17 protein-coding genes are annotated in these 16646 nt (G+C 59.1%); 10 read left to right on the forward strand and 7 right to left on the reverse strand.

Features of this window, described 5'->3' with window-relative positions:
• Nucleotides 1-73: 73 nt before the first annotated feature.
• From HZ995_RS08605 to HZ995_RS08615, 3 genes are all read left to right on the forward strand, one after another.
• The gene (locus HZ995_RS08605; RefSeq protein WP_022572950.1) at nt 74-298 is read left to right on the forward strand and encodes a F0F1 ATP synthase subunit C; all 225 of its coding nucleotides are present in this window, start codon (nt 74-76) and stop codon (nt 296-298) included.
• An 83-nt stretch (nt 299-381) separates the two neighbouring features.
• Entirely contained in the window at nt 382-909 is a 528-nt protein-coding gene (locus tag HZ995_RS08610) for a F0F1 ATP synthase subunit B' (protein ID WP_209355269.1), read from the forward strand.
• A gap of 5 nt (nt 910-914) precedes the next feature.
• The gene (locus HZ995_RS08615; RefSeq protein WP_209355270.1) at nt 915-1472 is read left to right on the forward strand and encodes a F0F1 ATP synthase subunit B; all 558 of its coding nucleotides are present in this window, start codon (nt 915-917) and stop codon (nt 1470-1472) included.
• Between the two features lie 105 nt (nt 1473-1577).
• On the opposite strand, the gene HZ995_RS08620 is transcribed toward HZ995_RS08615, so the two are convergent.
• Nucleotides 1578-2348 carry a FadR/GntR family transcriptional regulator gene (locus HZ995_RS08620; protein ID WP_209355271.1) on the reverse strand — a complete coding sequence of 257 codons (771 nt, stop codon included), beginning with the start codon at nt 2346-2348 and terminating at the stop codon, nt 1578-1580.
• 146 nt (nt 2349-2494) lie between these two features.
• On the opposite strand from HZ995_RS08620, the gene HZ995_RS08625 reads away from it, so the two are divergent.
• Together HZ995_RS08625 and HZ995_RS08630 are read left to right on the forward strand one after the other, a co-directional pair.
• Nucleotides 2495-3709 (forward strand): PLP-dependent aminotransferase family protein, encoded by a 1215-nt coding sequence (locus HZ995_RS08625; RefSeq protein ID WP_209355272.1) that lies wholly within the window; start codon nt 2495-2497, stop codon nt 3707-3709.
• Between the two features lie 44 nt (nt 3710-3753).
• A complete protein-coding gene (locus HZ995_RS08630; RefSeq protein WP_209355273.1) occupies nt 3754-4161 on the forward strand; it encodes a hypothetical protein in 408 nt (135 codons plus the stop codon).
• On the opposite strand, the gene HZ995_RS08635 is transcribed toward HZ995_RS08630, so the two are convergent.
• Nucleotides 4158-4613, reverse strand: coding sequence for a GNAT family N-acetyltransferase (locus HZ995_RS08635; protein ID WP_209355274.1), 456 nt, complete (start codon nt 4611-4613; stop codon nt 4158-4160). The genes HZ995_RS08630 and HZ995_RS08635 overlap by 4 nt on opposite strands.
• Nucleotides 4614-4981: 368 nt before the next feature.
• On the opposite strand from HZ995_RS08635, the gene smc reads away from it, so the two are divergent.
• Entirely contained in the window at nt 4982-8437 is a 3456-nt protein-coding gene (gene smc, locus HZ995_RS08640; protein WP_209355275.1) for a chromosome segregation protein SMC, read from the forward strand.
• A 309-nt stretch (nt 8438-8746) separates the two neighbouring features.
• Here the strand turns inward: smc and HZ995_RS08645 are convergent, their stop codons facing one another.
• The 4 genes from HZ995_RS08645 to HZ995_RS08660 form a co-directional block, all read right to left on the reverse strand.
• A complete protein-coding gene (locus tag HZ995_RS08645; protein ID WP_209355276.1) occupies nt 8747-9916 on the reverse strand; it encodes a lytic murein transglycosylase in 1170 nt (389 codons plus the stop codon).
• A gap of 61 nt (nt 9917-9977) precedes the next feature.
• On the reverse strand, nt 9978-10886 hold the full coding sequence (cbiB, locus tag HZ995_RS08650) for an adenosylcobinamide-phosphate synthase CbiB (RefSeq protein ID WP_209355277.1): 909 nt from the start codon (nt 10884-10886) through the stop codon (nt 9978-9980).
• Complete coding sequence (locus HZ995_RS08655) at nt 10883-11830, reverse strand: threonine-phosphate decarboxylase (protein WP_209355278.1); 948 nt, start codon at nt 11828-11830, stop codon at nt 10883-10885. Before HZ995_RS08655 ends, cbiB begins: the two co-directional genes overlap by 4 nt.
• A gap of 136 nt (nt 11831-11966) precedes the next feature.
• Nucleotides 11967-12938: a glutathione S-transferase family protein gene (locus tag HZ995_RS08660; protein WP_209355279.1), complete on the reverse strand. Its 972-nt coding sequence runs from the start codon at nt 12936-12938 to the stop codon at nt 11967-11969.
• 171 nt (nt 12939-13109) lie between these two features.
• On the opposite strand from HZ995_RS08660, the gene HZ995_RS08665 reads away from it, so the two are divergent.
• Nucleotides 13110-13463 (forward strand): hypothetical protein, encoded by a 354-nt coding sequence (locus HZ995_RS08665; protein ID WP_209358217.1) that lies wholly within the window; start codon nt 13110-13112, stop codon nt 13461-13463.
• A gap of 2 nt (nt 13464-13465) precedes the next feature.
• On the opposite strand, the gene HZ995_RS08670 is transcribed toward HZ995_RS08665, so the two are convergent.
• Nucleotides 13466-14638, reverse strand: coding sequence for a MalY/PatB family protein (locus HZ995_RS08670; protein WP_209355280.1), 1173 nt, complete (start codon nt 14636-14638; stop codon nt 13466-13468).
• 98 nt (nt 14639-14736) lie between these two features.
• Here HZ995_RS08670 and def (HZ995_RS08675) point away from each other — a divergent pair, with 98 nt between their 5' ends.
• From def (HZ995_RS08675) to fmt, 3 genes are read left to right on the forward strand one after another with little or no spacing between them, the layout of a single operon-like run.
• The gene (gene def, locus HZ995_RS08675) at nt 14737-15249 is read left to right on the forward strand and encodes a peptide deformylase (RefSeq protein WP_209358218.1); all 513 of its coding nucleotides are present in this window, start codon (nt 14737-14739) and stop codon (nt 15247-15249) included.
• Entirely contained in the window at nt 15246-15740 is a 495-nt protein-coding gene (gene def, locus HZ995_RS08680; protein ID WP_209355281.1) for a peptide deformylase, read from the forward strand. Before def (HZ995_RS08675) ends, def (HZ995_RS08680) begins: the two co-directional genes overlap by 4 nt.
• Nucleotides 15737-16645 carry a methionyl-tRNA formyltransferase gene (fmt, locus tag HZ995_RS08685; protein WP_209355282.1) on the forward strand — a complete coding sequence of 303 codons (909 nt, stop codon included), beginning with the start codon at nt 15737-15739 and terminating at the stop codon, nt 16643-16645. The genes def (HZ995_RS08680) and fmt overlap by 4 nt, the downstream gene beginning before the upstream one ends.
• The last annotated feature ends 1 nt before the right edge of the window (nt 16646 follow it).

Genomic DNA, 16646 nt, shown 5'->3' on the forward strand with positions numbered 1-16646 from the left:
TGAAGCCCGGCCTACGCAAGCCAAACGAACTTCACCCTATTCAGACTAACTTCCAACGTAAGGAGAAATCACCATGGAAGGTCAACTCGCACACATCGGCGCAGGTCTCGCAGCTATCGGTTCCGGCGCAGCCGCAATCGGTGTTGGTAACGTTGCTGGCAACTACCTGGCAGGCGCTCTGCGCAACCCATCCGCAGCAGCATCCCAAACCGCGACGCTCTTCATCGGCATCGCGTTCGCAGAAGCACTGGGCATCTTCTCGTTCCTGGTTGCTCTGCTTCTGATGTTCGCCGTCTAATCCAGCGGAACAATCCTTACGTGCGGGCTGGCGCGCTTTAGCCGCGCCGCCCGTAATCAAACGGAAGTTCCCAGGAGGACGTTATGGCGACTGATACACACGCCGCCGAGGCAGCATCAGCTCCCGGCATGCCACAGCTGGACTTTACCAATTGGGGCAACCAGATTTTCTGGCTACTGGTCACGCTCGTCGTGATCTATGTCGTCCTGTCGCGCATCGCACTGCCGCGCATTGCAGCAGTTCTTGCCGAGCGTCAGGGGACGATCACCAATGATATCGCCAAAGCCGAAGAGCTGAAGGCGCAAGCGGTAGAAGCAGAAGAGGCCTATAACAAGGCGCTCGCAGATGCACGGGCGGAAGCCTCTCGCATCGTTGCGGAAACCAAAGCAGAGATTCAGGCCGATCTGGACGCGGCCACCGCGAAAGCGGATGCAGAGATCGCGGCCAAAGCGGCCGAGTCGGAAAAGGCCATCGCCGAGATCCGTGCCGGTGCGGTCGAGAGCGTCCAAGCGGTTGCGACCGATACGGCAAGTCAAATCGTAGCGGCCCTGGGCGGCAAGGCGGATGCCAAAGCTGTCAAAGCGGCTGTGACCGAGCGGATGAAAGGCTAAGAGACATGCGTAAACTGGCTACTCTTTTCGCCCTGACCGCGGCCACCCCGGCATTTGCTGCCTCCGGCCCGTTCTTCTCGCTGACGAACACGGACTTCATCGTGACGATGGCGTTCATCCTGTTCATCCTCGTGCTGTTTTACTTCAAAGTGCCTTCCATTCTGGGCGGCATGCTGGACAAACGCGCCGAGGGCATTCAGTCCGAGCTCGACGAAGCCCGTGCGCTGCGCGAAGAAGCTCAGACCATTCTGGCCTCTTACGAGCGCAAGCAGAAAGAAGTTCAGGAGCAAGCGGATCGCATCGTGGCGCAAGCCAAAGACGAAGCGGTTGCGGCGGCGGAACAAGCAAAGCTTGACCTGCAGGCGTCTATTGCACGCCGTCTGGCGGCTGCTGAGGATCAGATTGCCTCTGCTGAGGCATCGGCGGTCAAAGAAGTACGTGACCAAGCGATCACCGTCGCGGTTGCGGCTGCGGATGCTGTGATTGCCAAGGGCATGACAGCGACTGACGGCAACAAGCTGATTGATGCTGCGATTGCAGAGGTTGATGCGAAGCTGCACTAAGCCTCGCTAGATCGTTAAACACAAAGGCCGCTCTTTTGGGCGGCCTTTTGTTTTCGGATCCTTTGAAAGGATCCGATGTCGATTTCTTTTAAAGAAATCGCGGCCTCATTCCCGCCCTTGCTCATGCTCAAACCGTTGCTTGGCAATCTCTTCGTTTTTCTGCGCTTTTCCATGGTCCTCAAGCGCGCGTTCCACATAGCTGAGATGTGCCTCAACCGCCGCCCGCGCAGCCTCCGGATCCCGCGCCTGAAGCGCGTCGTTGATCGCGCGGTGCTGCTCTAGCAAGACCTCACGGGTTGTGCGCAGTTTGAACATGACAGAGCGGTTATAAAACACGCCTTCGCGCAACAGATCATACATCGAGCGCATCATATGCAGCATCACGACGTTATGGCTCGCCTCGATGATGGCTTGATGGAAATCCGCATCCAGCCGCGCTTCATCCGTTGGGTTGCGCTTCGGGTGGGCGGCCTCCATCTTCTCAAACACCGCGTTGATGACTTTGAGGTCGGTATCAGACGCAAAGGTCGCCGCACGCTCAGCGGCCAGCCCCTCCATGTCGCGCCGAAACGCAATGTAGTCAAAGACCGCCTCATCGTGGCTTGCAAAGAGCGAGGTCAGCGCCGGGGCGAAGGCACTGCCCAGGACGTCGGCCACAAAGATCCCGGCGCCTGCTTTGGCGCTGAGCAAGCCACGGTCCTGCAATTCGGACACAGCCTCCCGCAGAGACGGGCGCGAGACGCCCAACTTGTCCGCTAGCTCGCGCTCGGCAGGTAGGCGTTCACCGGGGCGCAAAATGCCCCGCAGGATCAAAAGTTCGATCTGACGAACCACAGAGTGGCTGAGTTTTTCGGGCGTTACTTTCTGGAAAGGCATGACGCTTTTTGGCGGGTTCGGGCAAACTGGTCAAGTGATTTGACCACATTCTTGATGCTCAAACCGCCCTTAAAGGTCAGGTCTATTGACTTTATAAAAGGTCACAGTTACTTACTTAAAATCGTAATTTTAGTGTGTGAGTCGCTATGTCCTTGAAAGAAAATTTCGCGCGCCGGGCCGAACGCATGAAAGCCTCTGAAATTCGAGAGCTTCTGAAGCTCTTGGATCAACCGGATATCATTTCTTTTGCCGGCGGGATTCCCGATCCAGCTTTGTTTCCAACGGACGCCTTTGCAGCAGCCATGAGCAACGCGGTGAGCGGAGATGCGGGGGCCTTGCAATATTCGTCCAGCGAAGGTTACGCGCCTTTGCGGGAATGGCTTGCGCAACATATGACCGAATTGGGCGTGCCTGCGGATGCCGACAACATCTTCATTACGTCAGGGTCCCAACAGGCTCTGGACTATCTCGGTAAGCTATATTTGTCCGCGCAAGACACGGCCCTGGTCACATGGCCAACATATCTGGGCGCGTTGGGGGCCTTTAACGCCTATGAAGCGCGCTTTGACCAGTTGAACCTGACCGGCAACAGAGGCGCGGATGACTATGCCGCGGGGGCAGAGGCGGCAGGAGGTGCGGTTAAGTTCGCCTATCTTTCCGCCGATTTTTCCAACCCAACCGGAGAAACCGTAGACCGTGCGGGTCGGCTGAAATTGATCGAGGAATGCGACCAGATGGACTGCGCCTTGATCGAGGACGGCGCTTATCAGGCACTGCGGTATGACGGTGAAGCGGTTCCCCCGATACAGGCGCTGGAGGTGGCGCAAAAAGGCAGCCTTGAGGAATGCCGGACGATCTATTGTGGCAGCTTTTCCAAGACTCTGTCGCCGGGGTTGCGCGTTGGATGGGTATGCGCGCGTCGCGACGTGATCCAAAAACTCGTTTTGATCAAGCAAGCCGGAGATTTGCACTCCGCAACGCTCAACCAGATGGCGGTCTACCAAGTGGCGGAAAGTCTGTTTGAGCGCCATATTCCCAAGTTGCAAAAAACCTATGCGGCGCGTCGTGATGCGATGTTGGCGGCGCTTGCTCGAAACATGCCAGAGGGCGTTGAGTGGACGCGTCCAGAAGGGGGTATGTTCGTCTGGCTTACCCTTCCCAAAGGTCTTGATGGCAACGATCTTCTCGCACATGCGGTCGACGCCCACCGCGTGGCGTTTGTACCCGGAGGAGCGTTTTTTGCGGATGGTTCCGGAAGCAATACGATCCGATTGAGTTTTTCTTTGCCGCCAGAAGACGTGATCAACGAGGGCGTGGCGCGTCTTGGGGCGGCGATGCGCGATTGCATCGGCCGATCCTAGAAACATTCGCATTTTATTAAAGTTTTTCGCACAGGCTCGTATCTATGCGATGGGCGATACTTGTTTTGACGGTTTTGGCGGGCTGCGACAGCCCCGGTTTTGGGTTTAGTGCCGCAGAGGCCACACGGATCGACGCCGGTGGCCATGCGTTCTCGCTCAGGCGATCGGGCAATGTCGTGCAAGCCATTCGTACAAACTTCGTGCGCCGGCCGGATATCAATCTGATCGGTCGAGACGCAGAGCTGGCGATCGAGCGCACCTATGGGTGTCGCGTCACCAAGATGCGTGGGGATGTTGCGTTGATGGTAGCTCAGCTTGATTGCGAACGCGCGCCGCGCGATGGGGACTGGGCACGGTGGGTGAAACCTAGGCGTAGTCTGGCGTCTTGCTTGGGTCATATCTCGTCAGGCCAAGCCGGCCGGCGCAAGGAAATTGACCTAGTTTGCTTTTAAACGGATTTTTGCATGAAAATTGAAGCAGGACTTTCGGCATAGTTTCCGAAAACACCGCAGCGCTGAAAGCCTGCGCGCTCGTAGAGTCGATGCGCGTCGTAAAGCGAATTGCCGGTTTCCAGCTTGAGGTCCTTGAGGCCCATGTCGGCTGCAGCGGCTTCCAGATGGGTCAAAAGTGCTGCGCCGATACCTTTGCCCCGTGCTGTGGGTGACACAAACATCGATTTAACCTCACCGTAGTCGGCCATTCCCGCGAGTGCGATACAGCCTAGCGCATCGTCTCCGTCCCAAGCCGCAAAGAAATGGATATGGTCCTGACAAAGTTCGGATATCTCTAGGTAGTGATTGTCTTCAGCGTCAAAAAGCGACTGCATCAAGGCGTGGCTCGCTTCCAATAAGGCAGTGGCTTGCGGCGTGCGCGGGTCAGTGGGTCTTATTGTGAAATCACTCATGAGATGTCCTGAAACGGTCTGGATGAAGTGTGCCGTGCGCCAAAGTGGTAGGTCTAGTCATTGAGCGACCTCGTGATCTGTAGCGAGGAAAATTGGAGCGGTACGCCTAGGAAATAAGCACGTTGGTTCACGCTGGGAGGTAGGCGGCGGGTTGACGTGATCGTTTGGTGCATACCTCGCGCGCCCGCCGTTCACGTACCCTTGCTTTGCGTGGCCAACGGCTAGATCGCTATGGCGGCATTCCCACCGATCGGCGCAATATATTGTGGATAACTCTTGTGGATATACCGTATTCAGGGGAAATCCGTTGACAGGATCGCCTTTGGCTCCGCAGACTCAAAGCCAAAGGAATCATAAGGAACTGCTGCTTGCGGTTTTCCAAACTCAGACTGACAGGCTTTAAAAGCTTCGTAGATCCGACGGACCTCATCATTGCCGATGGGTTGACCGGCGTTGTCGGTCCCAATGGCTGCGGTAAGTCGAATTTGCTGGAAGCCTTACGCTGGGTGATGGGCGAAAACCGCCCCACCGCGATGCGTGGCGGTGGTATGGAAGACGTGATTTTCGCAGGCGCTGCGACGCGGCCAGCGCGCAACTTTGCCGAAGTCGCCTTGATGATCGACAACAGTGAGCGGGTCGCGCCTGCAGGGTTCAACACCGAGGATGCGATCGAGATCGTGCGGCGGATAACGCGCGATGTGGGCTCTGCCTATAAGGTGAACGTCAAGGACGTGCGCGCGCGCGATGTGCAGATGCTCTTCGCCGATGCCTCCACTGGCGCGCATTCCCCGGCTTTGGTGCGGCAGGGGCAGATTTCCGAGCTGATCAACTCCAAACCCAAGGCGCGGCGGCGAATCTTGGAAGAGGCGGCTGGGATCTCGGGGCTTTATCAGCGGCGGCATGAGGCCGAGCTGAAACTCAAGAACGCGGAACTGAACCTCACTCGCGTCGATGATGTGATCGAACAGCTGGCTTCGCAGCTTGCGAGCCTTGCGCGGCAGGCCAAACAGGCCGCACGCTATCGGGCCATCGGGGCAGAGCTGCGTCAGTCCGAAGGTATGTTGCTGTATCGCCGCTGGCGCGAGGCCGAAGAGGCGCGGGCCAAGGCCGCTGACGATCTGAAAACCGGCACGATGAGCGCAGCGCAGGCCGAAAGCGCGGCACGCGCGGCCGCCAAAGTGCGGGAAGAGGCCGACGCGATGTTGCCGCCTCTGCGCGAAGAAGACGCGATTGCGAGCGCCGTTCTCCAACGGCTGTTGGTGCAGCGAGACAGCCTGAAGGATCAAGAGGATCACGCCCGTCAGATCATCACCACTCTGACAAATCGGATCGATCAGTTGACGCGCGATATGGCGCGCGAGGCTGAGCTGAACAAAGATGCGGGCGAGACGATCTCGCGTCTGGAATGGGAGCAGCGCGAGCTGGCGAAAGCCGCGGAAGGCCATGAGGATCGGCTTGAGACCGCAAGCTCTGAGGCGCGCGAGGCGGCGACCGTGTTGCAGGATCGCGAGACCGACCTGGCCGAGCTGACCGAGGATGTGGCGCGTTTGGCGGCGCGGCATCAGTCGGCGCAGCGATATCTATCGGATATGCGTCGCCAGCTCGAGAAAAACGAAGCCGATGCAACGAAGGCGCGTGAGGCCGTGGACGGCAGCAAATTCGCTTTGGCCAAGGCCGATCAGGATTTCGAAACCGCGCAGGCCGAAGAGACCGCTGCCATCAAGTTGGCGCAAGAGGTTGAGGAGCAACTCACCGCAGCCGAGGACGCGCGTGCCGAGGCGCAATCGCGCGAAGCGGACGCGCGTGCGGAACGGTCCGAGGCTGAGGGCGAGTTGAATGCTCTGCGCGCCGAAGTCACGACGCTCGCGAAATTGGTCGAGCGGGACACGGCAGAGGGTGGCCATATTCTGGACCGTCTACAGGTGCAGCAGGGGTTCGAAAAGGCGCTTGGTGCGGCGATGGCCGACGATCTGCGCGCGCCTGAGGTCGAAGAGGACGGGCCAAGCGGTTGGCATGTGCTGCCGCAATATGATCAGGTGCAGGATCTGCCTGCAGGCGTGACCTCTTTGGTGCAGCACGTCTCGGTGCCAGAGGTGCTGGAACGCCGGATGAGCCAGATTGGGCTGACCACGGCTGAGGATGCTTTGGCGTTGCAGCCGCTGTTGAAACCGGGGCAGCGGCTCGTGTCCATTGAGGGTGATCTCTGGCGCTGGGATGGGTTCCGGGCCTGGGCTGAGGACGCGCCTTCGGCTGCGGCCTTGCGCTTGCAACAGCTCAACCGTTTGGAAGAGTTGAAACAGGAATTGGCGCGGGCCACGGCGCGGGCGGATGGCGCGGTGCAGGCACATGAAAGCCTGCAGCAACGCTTGCGGGATCTGACCGAGGCGGATCGTTTGGCGCGGGAGGCTCGGAAGTCTGCGGATCGTGCTCAGGCTGACGCGGCGCGGGCTTTGAGCCGGGCTGAGGCAGATCGCAATTTGGCGGCAGGCAAGCTGGAAACTCTGGGTCAAGCTGTTGCACGCCACGAAGAAGAGGCGATGGAAGCGCGGGGTCGCGTCCAAGAAGCCGAGCGCGCGATGGGCGATCTTGGCGATCTGGATGCCGCACGGGCGGGTGTTGAACAGATCAAACTTACGGTCGAGGCTGCTCGGATCACCATGATGTCCAAACGCTCGGCCCATGATGAGGTGCGTCGCGAGGGCGAAAGCCGCACGGCACGCAGCCAGCAAGTGTATAAAGAGATCAACGGCTGGAAGCACCGACTGGAAACTGCCGAAAAACGCAGCTCAGAGCTGTCTGAACGCAAGGTGACATCCGAGGCCGAGCTGGTGGATGCGCAGGCCGCTCCCGAAGAGATTGCAGCCAAGCGCGCAGAGCTTGGCGCGCAGATCGAGGCCTCGGAAAAGCGCAAGGGCGAGGCGGCGAATGCCTTGTCCGAAGGCGAGAGCGTGTTGCGCAAGGCCGAGCAGGGCGAGCGGGACGCGGAACGCGCGGCCTCGGATGCACGCGAGGCGCGGGCACGGGCCGAGGCCCTGGCGGATGCGGCGCTGGAGAGCGTGACGCAGGCAGCCGAGCGCATTCAGGACGAGATGGAATTGACGCCTGAGGGCTTGCTGAAAACACTGGATCTGGCGCCGGAGAACATGCCGTCGAGCCATACGATTGAGGGTGATGTGAACCGGCTGAAGCGCCAGCGGGATGCTTTGGGCGCGGTGAACCTGCGGGCCGAAGAAGACGCGCGTGAGGTTCAGGAAGAGCACGATACTCTGGTGAATGAAAAGCAGGACCTTGAGGAGGCGATCCGCACGTTGCGGTCTGGCATTGCGAGCCTGAACTCTGAAGGGCGCGAGCGTTTGTTAACGGCCTTTGAACAGGTGAACGGCAATTTCGCGATGCTGTTTAAGCATCTTTTTGGCGGTGGCGAGGCGAACCTTGTGATGGTCGAGAGCGAGGATCCGCTGGATGCGGGTCTTGAGATCATGTGCCAGCCGCCGGGCAAGAAACTCTCGACGCTGTCCTTGTTGTCGGGTGGCGAGCAGACGTTGACGGCCTTGGCGCTGATCTTTGCGGTCTTCTTGGCGAACCCCGCACCGATCTGCGTGCTGGACGAGGTCGACGCGCCTTTGGATGACGCAAACGTCACGCGGTTCTGCGATATGCTGGATGAGATGCGCCGTCAGACGGATACGCGGTTCTTGATCATCACCCACCACGCGGTGACCATGGCGCGGATGGACCGGCTGTTCGGCGTGACCATGCAGGAACAGGGCGTGAGCCAGTTGGTTTCCGTGGATCTGAAGGCGGCTGAAACCTTGGTGGCCTAAGCCACGTGGTTAACATCCCATTGAGATTTCATCTCTAGGTCTAATTCTGCTGCAATCCTTTGCAGTAGAAGGAGGTGATTTGGTTGAGAGACTCAACATTTCGACGACTGATGTTGACGATCGCGGCGCTAAGCCTGCTTGTTGCCTGCATCAGGCTTTGGATCAGCCTTAAAGGTTCGTGAAAAAGCAAACCCCGCAGAGCAGCCACTCTGCGGGGTTATTTAGGTGATCTGTGAAAGAACACATTTCGACACGAGCAGCATTCTCCACTTTCCTTTCAAAAAAGTAAAGATGCCGCCAAAATCGTGGTTAAAGCCGCGACAAGAGTGCTGCTGTTGGCCAAGCGTCTGCAGGTAGGCCGAGACGTTGCTGTTCAGCTTGCACGGCAGCCCGCGTTCCGGCACCCAGGATACCGTCAATTTTGCCAACGTCATGCCCGCGGGCTTGTAGTTTGCGCTGCAACTGTTTCATCTCGGCGCCCTGCAAGCCAGGCTCAGGATTGCCTTGATTATAGGGTGCCGCGCCCTCTAGGCGGGTCGCGAAATAGGCGGCGGTGGTGACGTAGATAAAGCTCTGGTTCCATTCAAAATAGACCTTAAAGTTCGGGTAGGCGATAAAGGCCGGACCCTTGCGGCCTTGCGGTAGGATCAGGGACGCTGGCAGGTTCGCGAGCTTTCCTTCGCGGGGTTTCACACCCATGCGCGCCCAGTCGCGGGCATCAAGCGTGGTGTCCACGCCAGACAGCGACCAATCCATATCGGCGGGCACGGTGACCTCTTGCAGCCAAGGCTCGCCAGAGCGCCAGCCGAGGTGGTTGAGCATCTTGCCGCCGGACATCAACGCATCTACGGCAGAGGTCTTGAGACGCACATGGCCGTCTCCGTCGCCGTCTACGCCGTTCTCGATGATGTCGCCGGGCAGCATCTGGACCATGCCGATTTCACCCGCCCAGGCGCCGGTGGTTTTGGTTGGTGAGAAGTCGCCCTGCGCGTAAAGCTCAAGTGCCGCAAAGACCTGCGGGCGGAACAATTCGGGGCGACGGCAGTCGTGCGACAAAGTCACCAAAGAATTCAACGTATTAAAGTTGCCCTGATAGCCGCCGAAGTCGGTTTCAAAAGCCCAGAACGCCAGCAGTACCCCGCGAGAGACGCCGTAGTCGCGCTCGATCCGGTCAAAGGTGCGGGCATATTCCTGCCCTTTGGATTTACCGGTGTTAAGGCGGTTTGAGCTGATCAGGCGTTGAGAAAACTCCAGAAATGGCTTCTGGAAAACCCCCTGAGCGCGGTCTGCGTCCAGCGTTTTTTGATCCTGCGAAACCGAGGCGAAGAAGTCGTTCACCATGCCGCGCGAATACCCCATGGCGCGGGCTTCTTTTTTCAAATCGTTGACGAAACCGTTAAAAGATCCGCCGCATGGCGTGTTGGCGGCGGCGACACCGGCGCTGAAAACCAGCGCGGCGATACTCGTGACTAGGCGCATGAAAAACCCTCGTGGCTGTTGTTGGCCGAAAGGTTAACACGCTTTTTTTGCGACGTCGTGGTTACAGAAGCGCGAGTAGGAAAATTATGACCAGCATCAGGCCCCAAGCGCGCCAGAGGGCGGTAACTGCGGCATCAATGTCATTCGCCGTGAGGCTTTTGCGACCGAAATCGTGAACAAAAGGATAGTCCACAAGTTGATTGTCATAGGTCCGAGGGCCAGAGAGCGCGATATCCAAAGCGCGCGCCATGGCGGATTCGGGCCAACCTGCGTTGGGCGAGCGATGCAGGGCGGCATCGGCGCGGATGTCGGTCCAGAGCGTCAGGCCTTTGTGTGTGACCGCAATCAAGAGCGCGGTCAGGCGGGCGGGGATCCAGTTTAGCACATCGTCCAGACGTGCAGAGGCCCAGCCGAAATCCTTATAGGTTTCGGTCTTGTACCCGATCATACTGTCGGCGGTATTGACGGCTTTGTAGATCAAGAGCCCCGGCAGGCCTGCGATAAGGAACCAGAAGGCGGGGGCGATGACGCCGTCCGAGAGGTTCTCGGCGGCGCTTTCGATGGCGGCGCGGCTGACGCCGGAGTCATCCAGCGTTTTGGTCTCGCGGCCGACGATTTTCGCGACGGCTTTCTGGCCGTCTTCGACTGAGGTGCGAAGGGCTGTGGCGACGTCTTTGACGTGATCCACCAAGGAGCGTTGTGCCAGAAGGATTGCTGCGATGAGCAAGGTTGGCAGCCAGCCGAGCCAAGAGATGACGCAGCCGATGATCCAGCCGCCGACTACCAGCGCCACGGCCACGAGTACCCCTTTCAGTTTGCGTGATGCGCCCGTATTCAGCTGTGTGTCCATCCATGAGATCGCTTTGCCCATGAGGACGGCAGGATGGGGCACGCGATCCCACAGCCATTTTGGTTCTCCAAAGAGGGCATCAAGCAGAAGGGCGAGGCAGAGAATGCTGGCGGTACTCATGAAAAACTCTTGTCGATGGCGGCCTCAAGCTGGTCCCAGCGGTCGGGCGCGGGTAGGCCGAGGCGGATGTAGGTTTTGGAATAGGGGAAGATACGCGACCAGATGTGGTTTTCTGCGAGGCGGGTTTGGGTGGTCTCGGCGTTCTGGACTTCGTAGAGGCGGAAGAGGGAACAGCCACCCGCGATGCGCGCGCCTTTGGCGATCATCATCTGGTCAAGGCGGTCTGCGTCGGCGGCCAGACGCGCGCGGGTGGTCCTCGCCCAGTCGCTGTCGCTGAGGGCCTCGGTGCCGATGGCGAGCGCGGGGCCAGAGACGGCCCAGGGGCCGATGTGGCCCGACATTTTGGCAATCAGATCGGGGCGGGCGATCATGAAGCCAAGGCGCAGACCGGCAAGGCCCCAGAATTTGCCGAAACTTTTGAGGATGACGCGATCGCCGTCTAGGGCTGAGGCCATGAGAGAGCGTTCTGGTGCGATGTCGCAGAAGCTTTCGTCGATGACGGTGGCTTTTGTGATCAGATCGCCGAGGCTCCAGAAATGGCCGGTGGGGTTGTTGGGATGCACCAACACGCGCAGCTCTTGCGAGGTGCCGACGGACCAGCCCTGGGCCTCGAAAGAGGCAGCATGTTCATTGTAAGTGGGCTGCGGAATATCCACCGTGTTGCCTGCAAAGAGGGAGGGCATCCGACTGATGAGCGCCGAGGCTCCGGGGGTGGCGAGGATGTCGAGGCTTTCGGGCACATTCCAGAAGCGGCGCGCGGCCTCGGTTAAACCCGTCTGAGCCGAGGAGTCTGGCAAGGCGGTCCAACAATCTGGGCTAAACGCGGGCAGCGGATAGGGCACCGGGTTGATCCCTGTGGACAGGTCAATCCATGTCTCTCGCGTGCCGCCATAGCGGGCGATTTGCGCGTCCAGATTGCCGCCGTGATCTCTTGTTTCGCCCATGATTGGCCCTTTGCTATCGCCTGTTCCTTCGCGGAAAACAGGCTGTTTTGCAAGGGGGGAGCATGGGGGCAGAGCGGCGGGTCTTTGCCTGCGCAAGATGCACCGGCACATGCCCGCCGCGTAAAGACGTTCTGCGCTATCCGCGCCCGTGCGGTTCCAGATAATCCAGAACCGGATTGATCGGCACGATCCGATGCGGGTTAATGCTCTCGTGGCTATAGTGATAGTGGCGCACGATGTGATCCATATCCACGGTCTCGGCGACGCCCGGCATCTGATAGAGCTCGCGCGTATAGGCCCAGAGGTTCGGGTAGTCGATCAGCCGCTTGCGGTTGCACTTGAAATGCAGGTGATAGACCGGATCAAAACGGATGAGCGTGGTGAAGAGCCGCCAATCGGCTTCTGTCAGGCGGTCCCCCATGAGGTAGCGGTTGTCCGCGAGCCGTGCCTCAAGCCAGTCGAGCGTGTCAAACAACGGGTGCACGGCGGCGTCATAGGCCGCTTGCGTCGTGGCAAAGCCCGACTTGTAGACGCCATTGTTCAGCGTGTCATAGATCCGCGCATTGACCTCTTCGATGGCGTCGCGCATCTCTGCGGGCCAGTAGTCAACCGTGTTGCCCGTGATCCCGTTAAAGGCCGAATTGAACATGCGGATGATTTCAGAGCTTTCGTTGGACACAATCGTCTCCTGCTCTTTGTCCCAGAGGATCGGCACGGTCACGCGACCGGAATAGGTGGGGTCGGCGCGGGTGTAGAGGTTGTGAGTGAACTGAGAGCCATAGAGCGGATCGCCCTGCGCGACGCCGTCTTTTTCAAAGGTCCAGCCCTGATCGAGCATGTCCGGATGGACCGCCGAGACGTCAATGTGATCGGACAGCCCCTTCAACGCGCGGAAAATTAGCGTGCGGTGCGCCCAGGGGCAGGCCATAGACACATAAAGATGATAGCGCCCGCTTTCGGCCTTGAACCCAGCCTTGCCGCTTTCGCCCGCGCTCCCGTCTGCGGTGATCCAATTGCGAAACTGCGCGGCAGAGCGCACGAATTTCCCGCCACTGGATTTGGTGTCATACCATTGATCCACCCATTTTCCGTCAACCAGCAGGCCCATTGAGATCTCCTTCAATATTTGCAGTTAACCTAGAGCGCCAATACGCGGGCGCATAGTGAACTGATGCAGAAGAGTTGCGCTTTGACGCACAATTGCAGTGAGCCTGCCGGGCTGTCTTGATTTTCGGGCGATGCGCGCACAAGTTGAGTGTCGGGTAAGGGTATGAACGCGATGAATTTTCTTCCGAAAGAGGTTCAGGCTGGGCTGGACGCTGCGCGCAAGCGCGATCTGAAACGCAAAACGCGCATGCGTGTGCGGGTGGGCGACGAGGTCTATCCGCTGCTGCGCTTTGAGGACAACGGCTTTACGCTGGATAGCGCCAATGCGCCCTATTTGCGGGGGCTGGTCGATCTTTATGACGGCTCAAAGCACCTCTATCAGTGCCTGATCGTGGCTTCGCAGGAAGAAGACGGCGAGATGCTATACGAATTCAAACGCGCGACGGTCGCGGAGGATCAAGCGCCGTTGGATTTTGCCCGCGATGAAAACGCGCCGGTCGCCTTGGTGACGGACCAGCGCGATTAAGTCTACTGTAGATCTTTGAACGCTTCGGCCAGACGCTCGACCGCAGTCTGAACCACGCTACGCGGCGTGGCAAAGTTGAACCGCAGGAAGTTCTCGCCACCTTTGCCAAACGTCGGGCCGTGGTTCACCGCGATCCGGGCGTCTTTCTCAACCCGCTTTGTGAACTCTTCGCGCGCCATGCCGGTGCCCGAGAAATCGACCCAGCCCAGATAGGTCGCTTCCATCGGCATCGACGCAAGCCCCGGAATATCGGCAATCGCTGCATCCAGCAGCTGGCGGTTGCCGTCCAGATAGGTGACCAGAGCATCCACCCATTTCGCACCTTCTGGCGTATAGGCGGCCTCGGCCATATAGAGGCCAAAGCTGTTGGGGCTGAGGCCAAGCGCGGCCATACGGCCTGCAAAGCGCGCGCGCAAATCCGGGTCAGGAATGATGACATTGCCCGAATGGCTGCCCGCGATATTGAAAGTCTTGGTGGTCGCGGTCATCATGACCAGACGGTCCATGATCGAAGGATCCACCAGCGTCATGGGCGTGTGTGTCACGCCCGGAAAGACCAGATCGTGGTGGATCTCGTCACTCACCAAAATCAGATCGTGACGTTTCGCAAAATCGGCCACGCCTTGCAGTTCTTCGCGCGTCCAAACTCGTCCGCCCGGGTTGTGCGGAGAGCAAAGGATCAGCATGGTCTCGTGCCCTTTCATCTGCGCGTCCCAGGCGTCGAAGTCCATTTCGTAGCGGCCATTTTTATTGGCCAATTCGCATTCCACAACCTCGCGGCCTGCAGCTTTAATGACGCGCGCAAAGGCGTGGTAGACTGGGGTCATCAGGACGATGCCGTCTCCGGGTTGTGAAAAGGCGTCAACGCAGACGGCTGTGCCATTCACCAACCCATGGGTGGTGAAAATCTCGGGCGCGGTGACTTTCCAGCCATGGCGGTTTTCCATCCACCAGCAAATCGCGTCTTTGTAAGGCGCCTCATCGCCGTAATAGCCATAGACACCCTGATCCTGCATCTTGGTGATCGCGTCGGCCACGCATTGGGGCGGGCGGAAATCCATATCGGCCACCCACATCGCGATGCCATCTTTGGCGGGCACGCCGTAGATCGGCTCCATCATGTCCCATTTTACGGAATGGGTGCCAAAGCGATTGATGACTTCGTCGAAATTCATGGGGGACCTCACTCTAACTGTTGTCCCGCACGCTACCCGAAAGCGCGAGACGTGCAAGAGCCGTTGCAGATGAAAGCTGCTTGGCCTATGTCAGCCTTATGTTAAAGCCGATCCTGATCCATCCCGATCCCCGTCTGAAAAAGACCTGCGCGCCGGTTGCCGACCTGACCGACGAGCTGCGCAAGTTGGCCGCTGATATGCTGGAAACCATGTATGATGCGCCGGGCATCGGGCTGGCTGCGCCTCAGATCGGCGTACTGGATCGTCTGATCGTGATGGATTGCATCAAAGAGGGCGATCCGGAACCGGTGATCATGTTCAACCCCGAGGTTCTGGCCTCCTCAGACGACACCAGTGTCTATGAGGAAGGCTGCCTCTCGATCCCCGATCAATACGCCGAAGTGACCCGCCCCGCAGAGGTCCGCGTCGGCTGGATCGATGAGAACGGTAACCCGCAGGAAAAGGACTTCGACGGGCTTTGGGCGACCTGCGTGCAGCATGAGATCGACCATCTGAACGGCAAGCTGTTCATCGATTATCTCGGCCCGATGAAGCGCCAGACCATGACGCGTAAATCTGCGAAACTGAAACGTGAAAGGGCGCGTGCATGACCGTCCGCAAGTGCATCCCATGGCCGGACAAACGTCTGCGGACCACTGCTGAAGAGGTCAAGGACCTGACCGATGAGGACCGCCAGACCTGGCAGGATCTGATCGACACGATGGAGGCCATGCCCGGCGTTGGCATGGGCGCAAACCAGATCGGTGTCATGCGTCAGTTGATCGTTGTGGATGCCTCAAGCGAACGTGGGCAGGCCGTGAAAATGGCAAACCCCTCGATCCTGCACAGCTCAATCGAGGATCGCGAGCACGAAGAGGCCAGCCCCAACTTGCCCGGCGTCTCCGCCAAGATCAAACGCCCGCGTGCGGTCACGGTGCGCTATATGAACGAAGACGGCATGGTCACACGCCGCGATTTTGTTGGGCTCTGGGCGACGTCGGTGCAGCATCAGATCGACCATATCAATGGCAAAATGTATTTCGATCACCTCAGCCGCACTAAGCGCGAGATGCTGATTAAAAAGGCGCGGAAGTTGGCATGAGGGTTGTCTTCATGGGCACGCCGGACTTCTCGGTTCCGGTGCTGGAGGCTTTGGTTGCGGCGGGTCACGAGATCTCTGCGGTTTATTGCCAGCCGCCACGTCCTGCCGGTCGCGGCAAGAAACTGCGGCCTACGCCTGTGCACGCCCGCGCCGAGGCTTTGGGCCTTGAGGTGCGCCACCCTGAATCGTTGAAGACACCTGAGTCTCAAGCGGATTTCGCAGCGTTAAGCGCAGATGTCGCCGTGGTCGTTGCCTACGGGCTTTTGTTGCCCCAGGCCATTCTGGATGCCCCCAAACACGGCTGTCTGAATATCCACGCGTCGCTTCTACCTCGCTGGCGCGGCGCAGCCCCAATCCACCGTGCGATCATGGCGGGTGATGCGGAAACCGGCGTTTGCATCATGCAGATGGAAGCAGGCCTTGATACCGGCCCCGTCCTATTGCGCGAGGCCACGCCGATTGGCTCCGAAGAAACCACAGCCCAGCTGCATGACCGTCTAAGCCAAATGGGCGCTGAGGCCATCGTCGCAGCGCTGGCGAAGCTCCAAGATCTCACACCAGAGCCACAACCTGATCAGGGCGTGACCTATGCCCATAAGATCGACAAGGCTGAGGCGCGGGTGGATTGGGCTGAAGACGCCAAGGACATCGACCGCAAAATCCGCGGTCTCTCGCCCTTTCCCGGCGCGTTCATCGAATATGACGGACAACGCATCAAACTCCTGGCCTCGCGCTTTGTGGAGCTCAATGGCGCGGCGGGCACGTTGCTCGACGATGCATTGACCGTGGCTTGCGGAACTGGAGCAGTCCAACTGACCCGCTTGCAACGGGCAGGCAAATCCGCGCAGACTGCAGAGGAATTCTTGCGTGGCGTGCCGCTGACCAAAGGCATGTCGCTACTTTAGG

The organism is Cognatishimia activa, from assembly GCF_017798205.1.
In the GTDB taxonomy this organism is placed as follows: domain Bacteria; phylum Pseudomonadota; class Alphaproteobacteria; order Rhodobacterales; family Rhodobacteraceae; genus Cognatishimia; species Cognatishimia activa_A.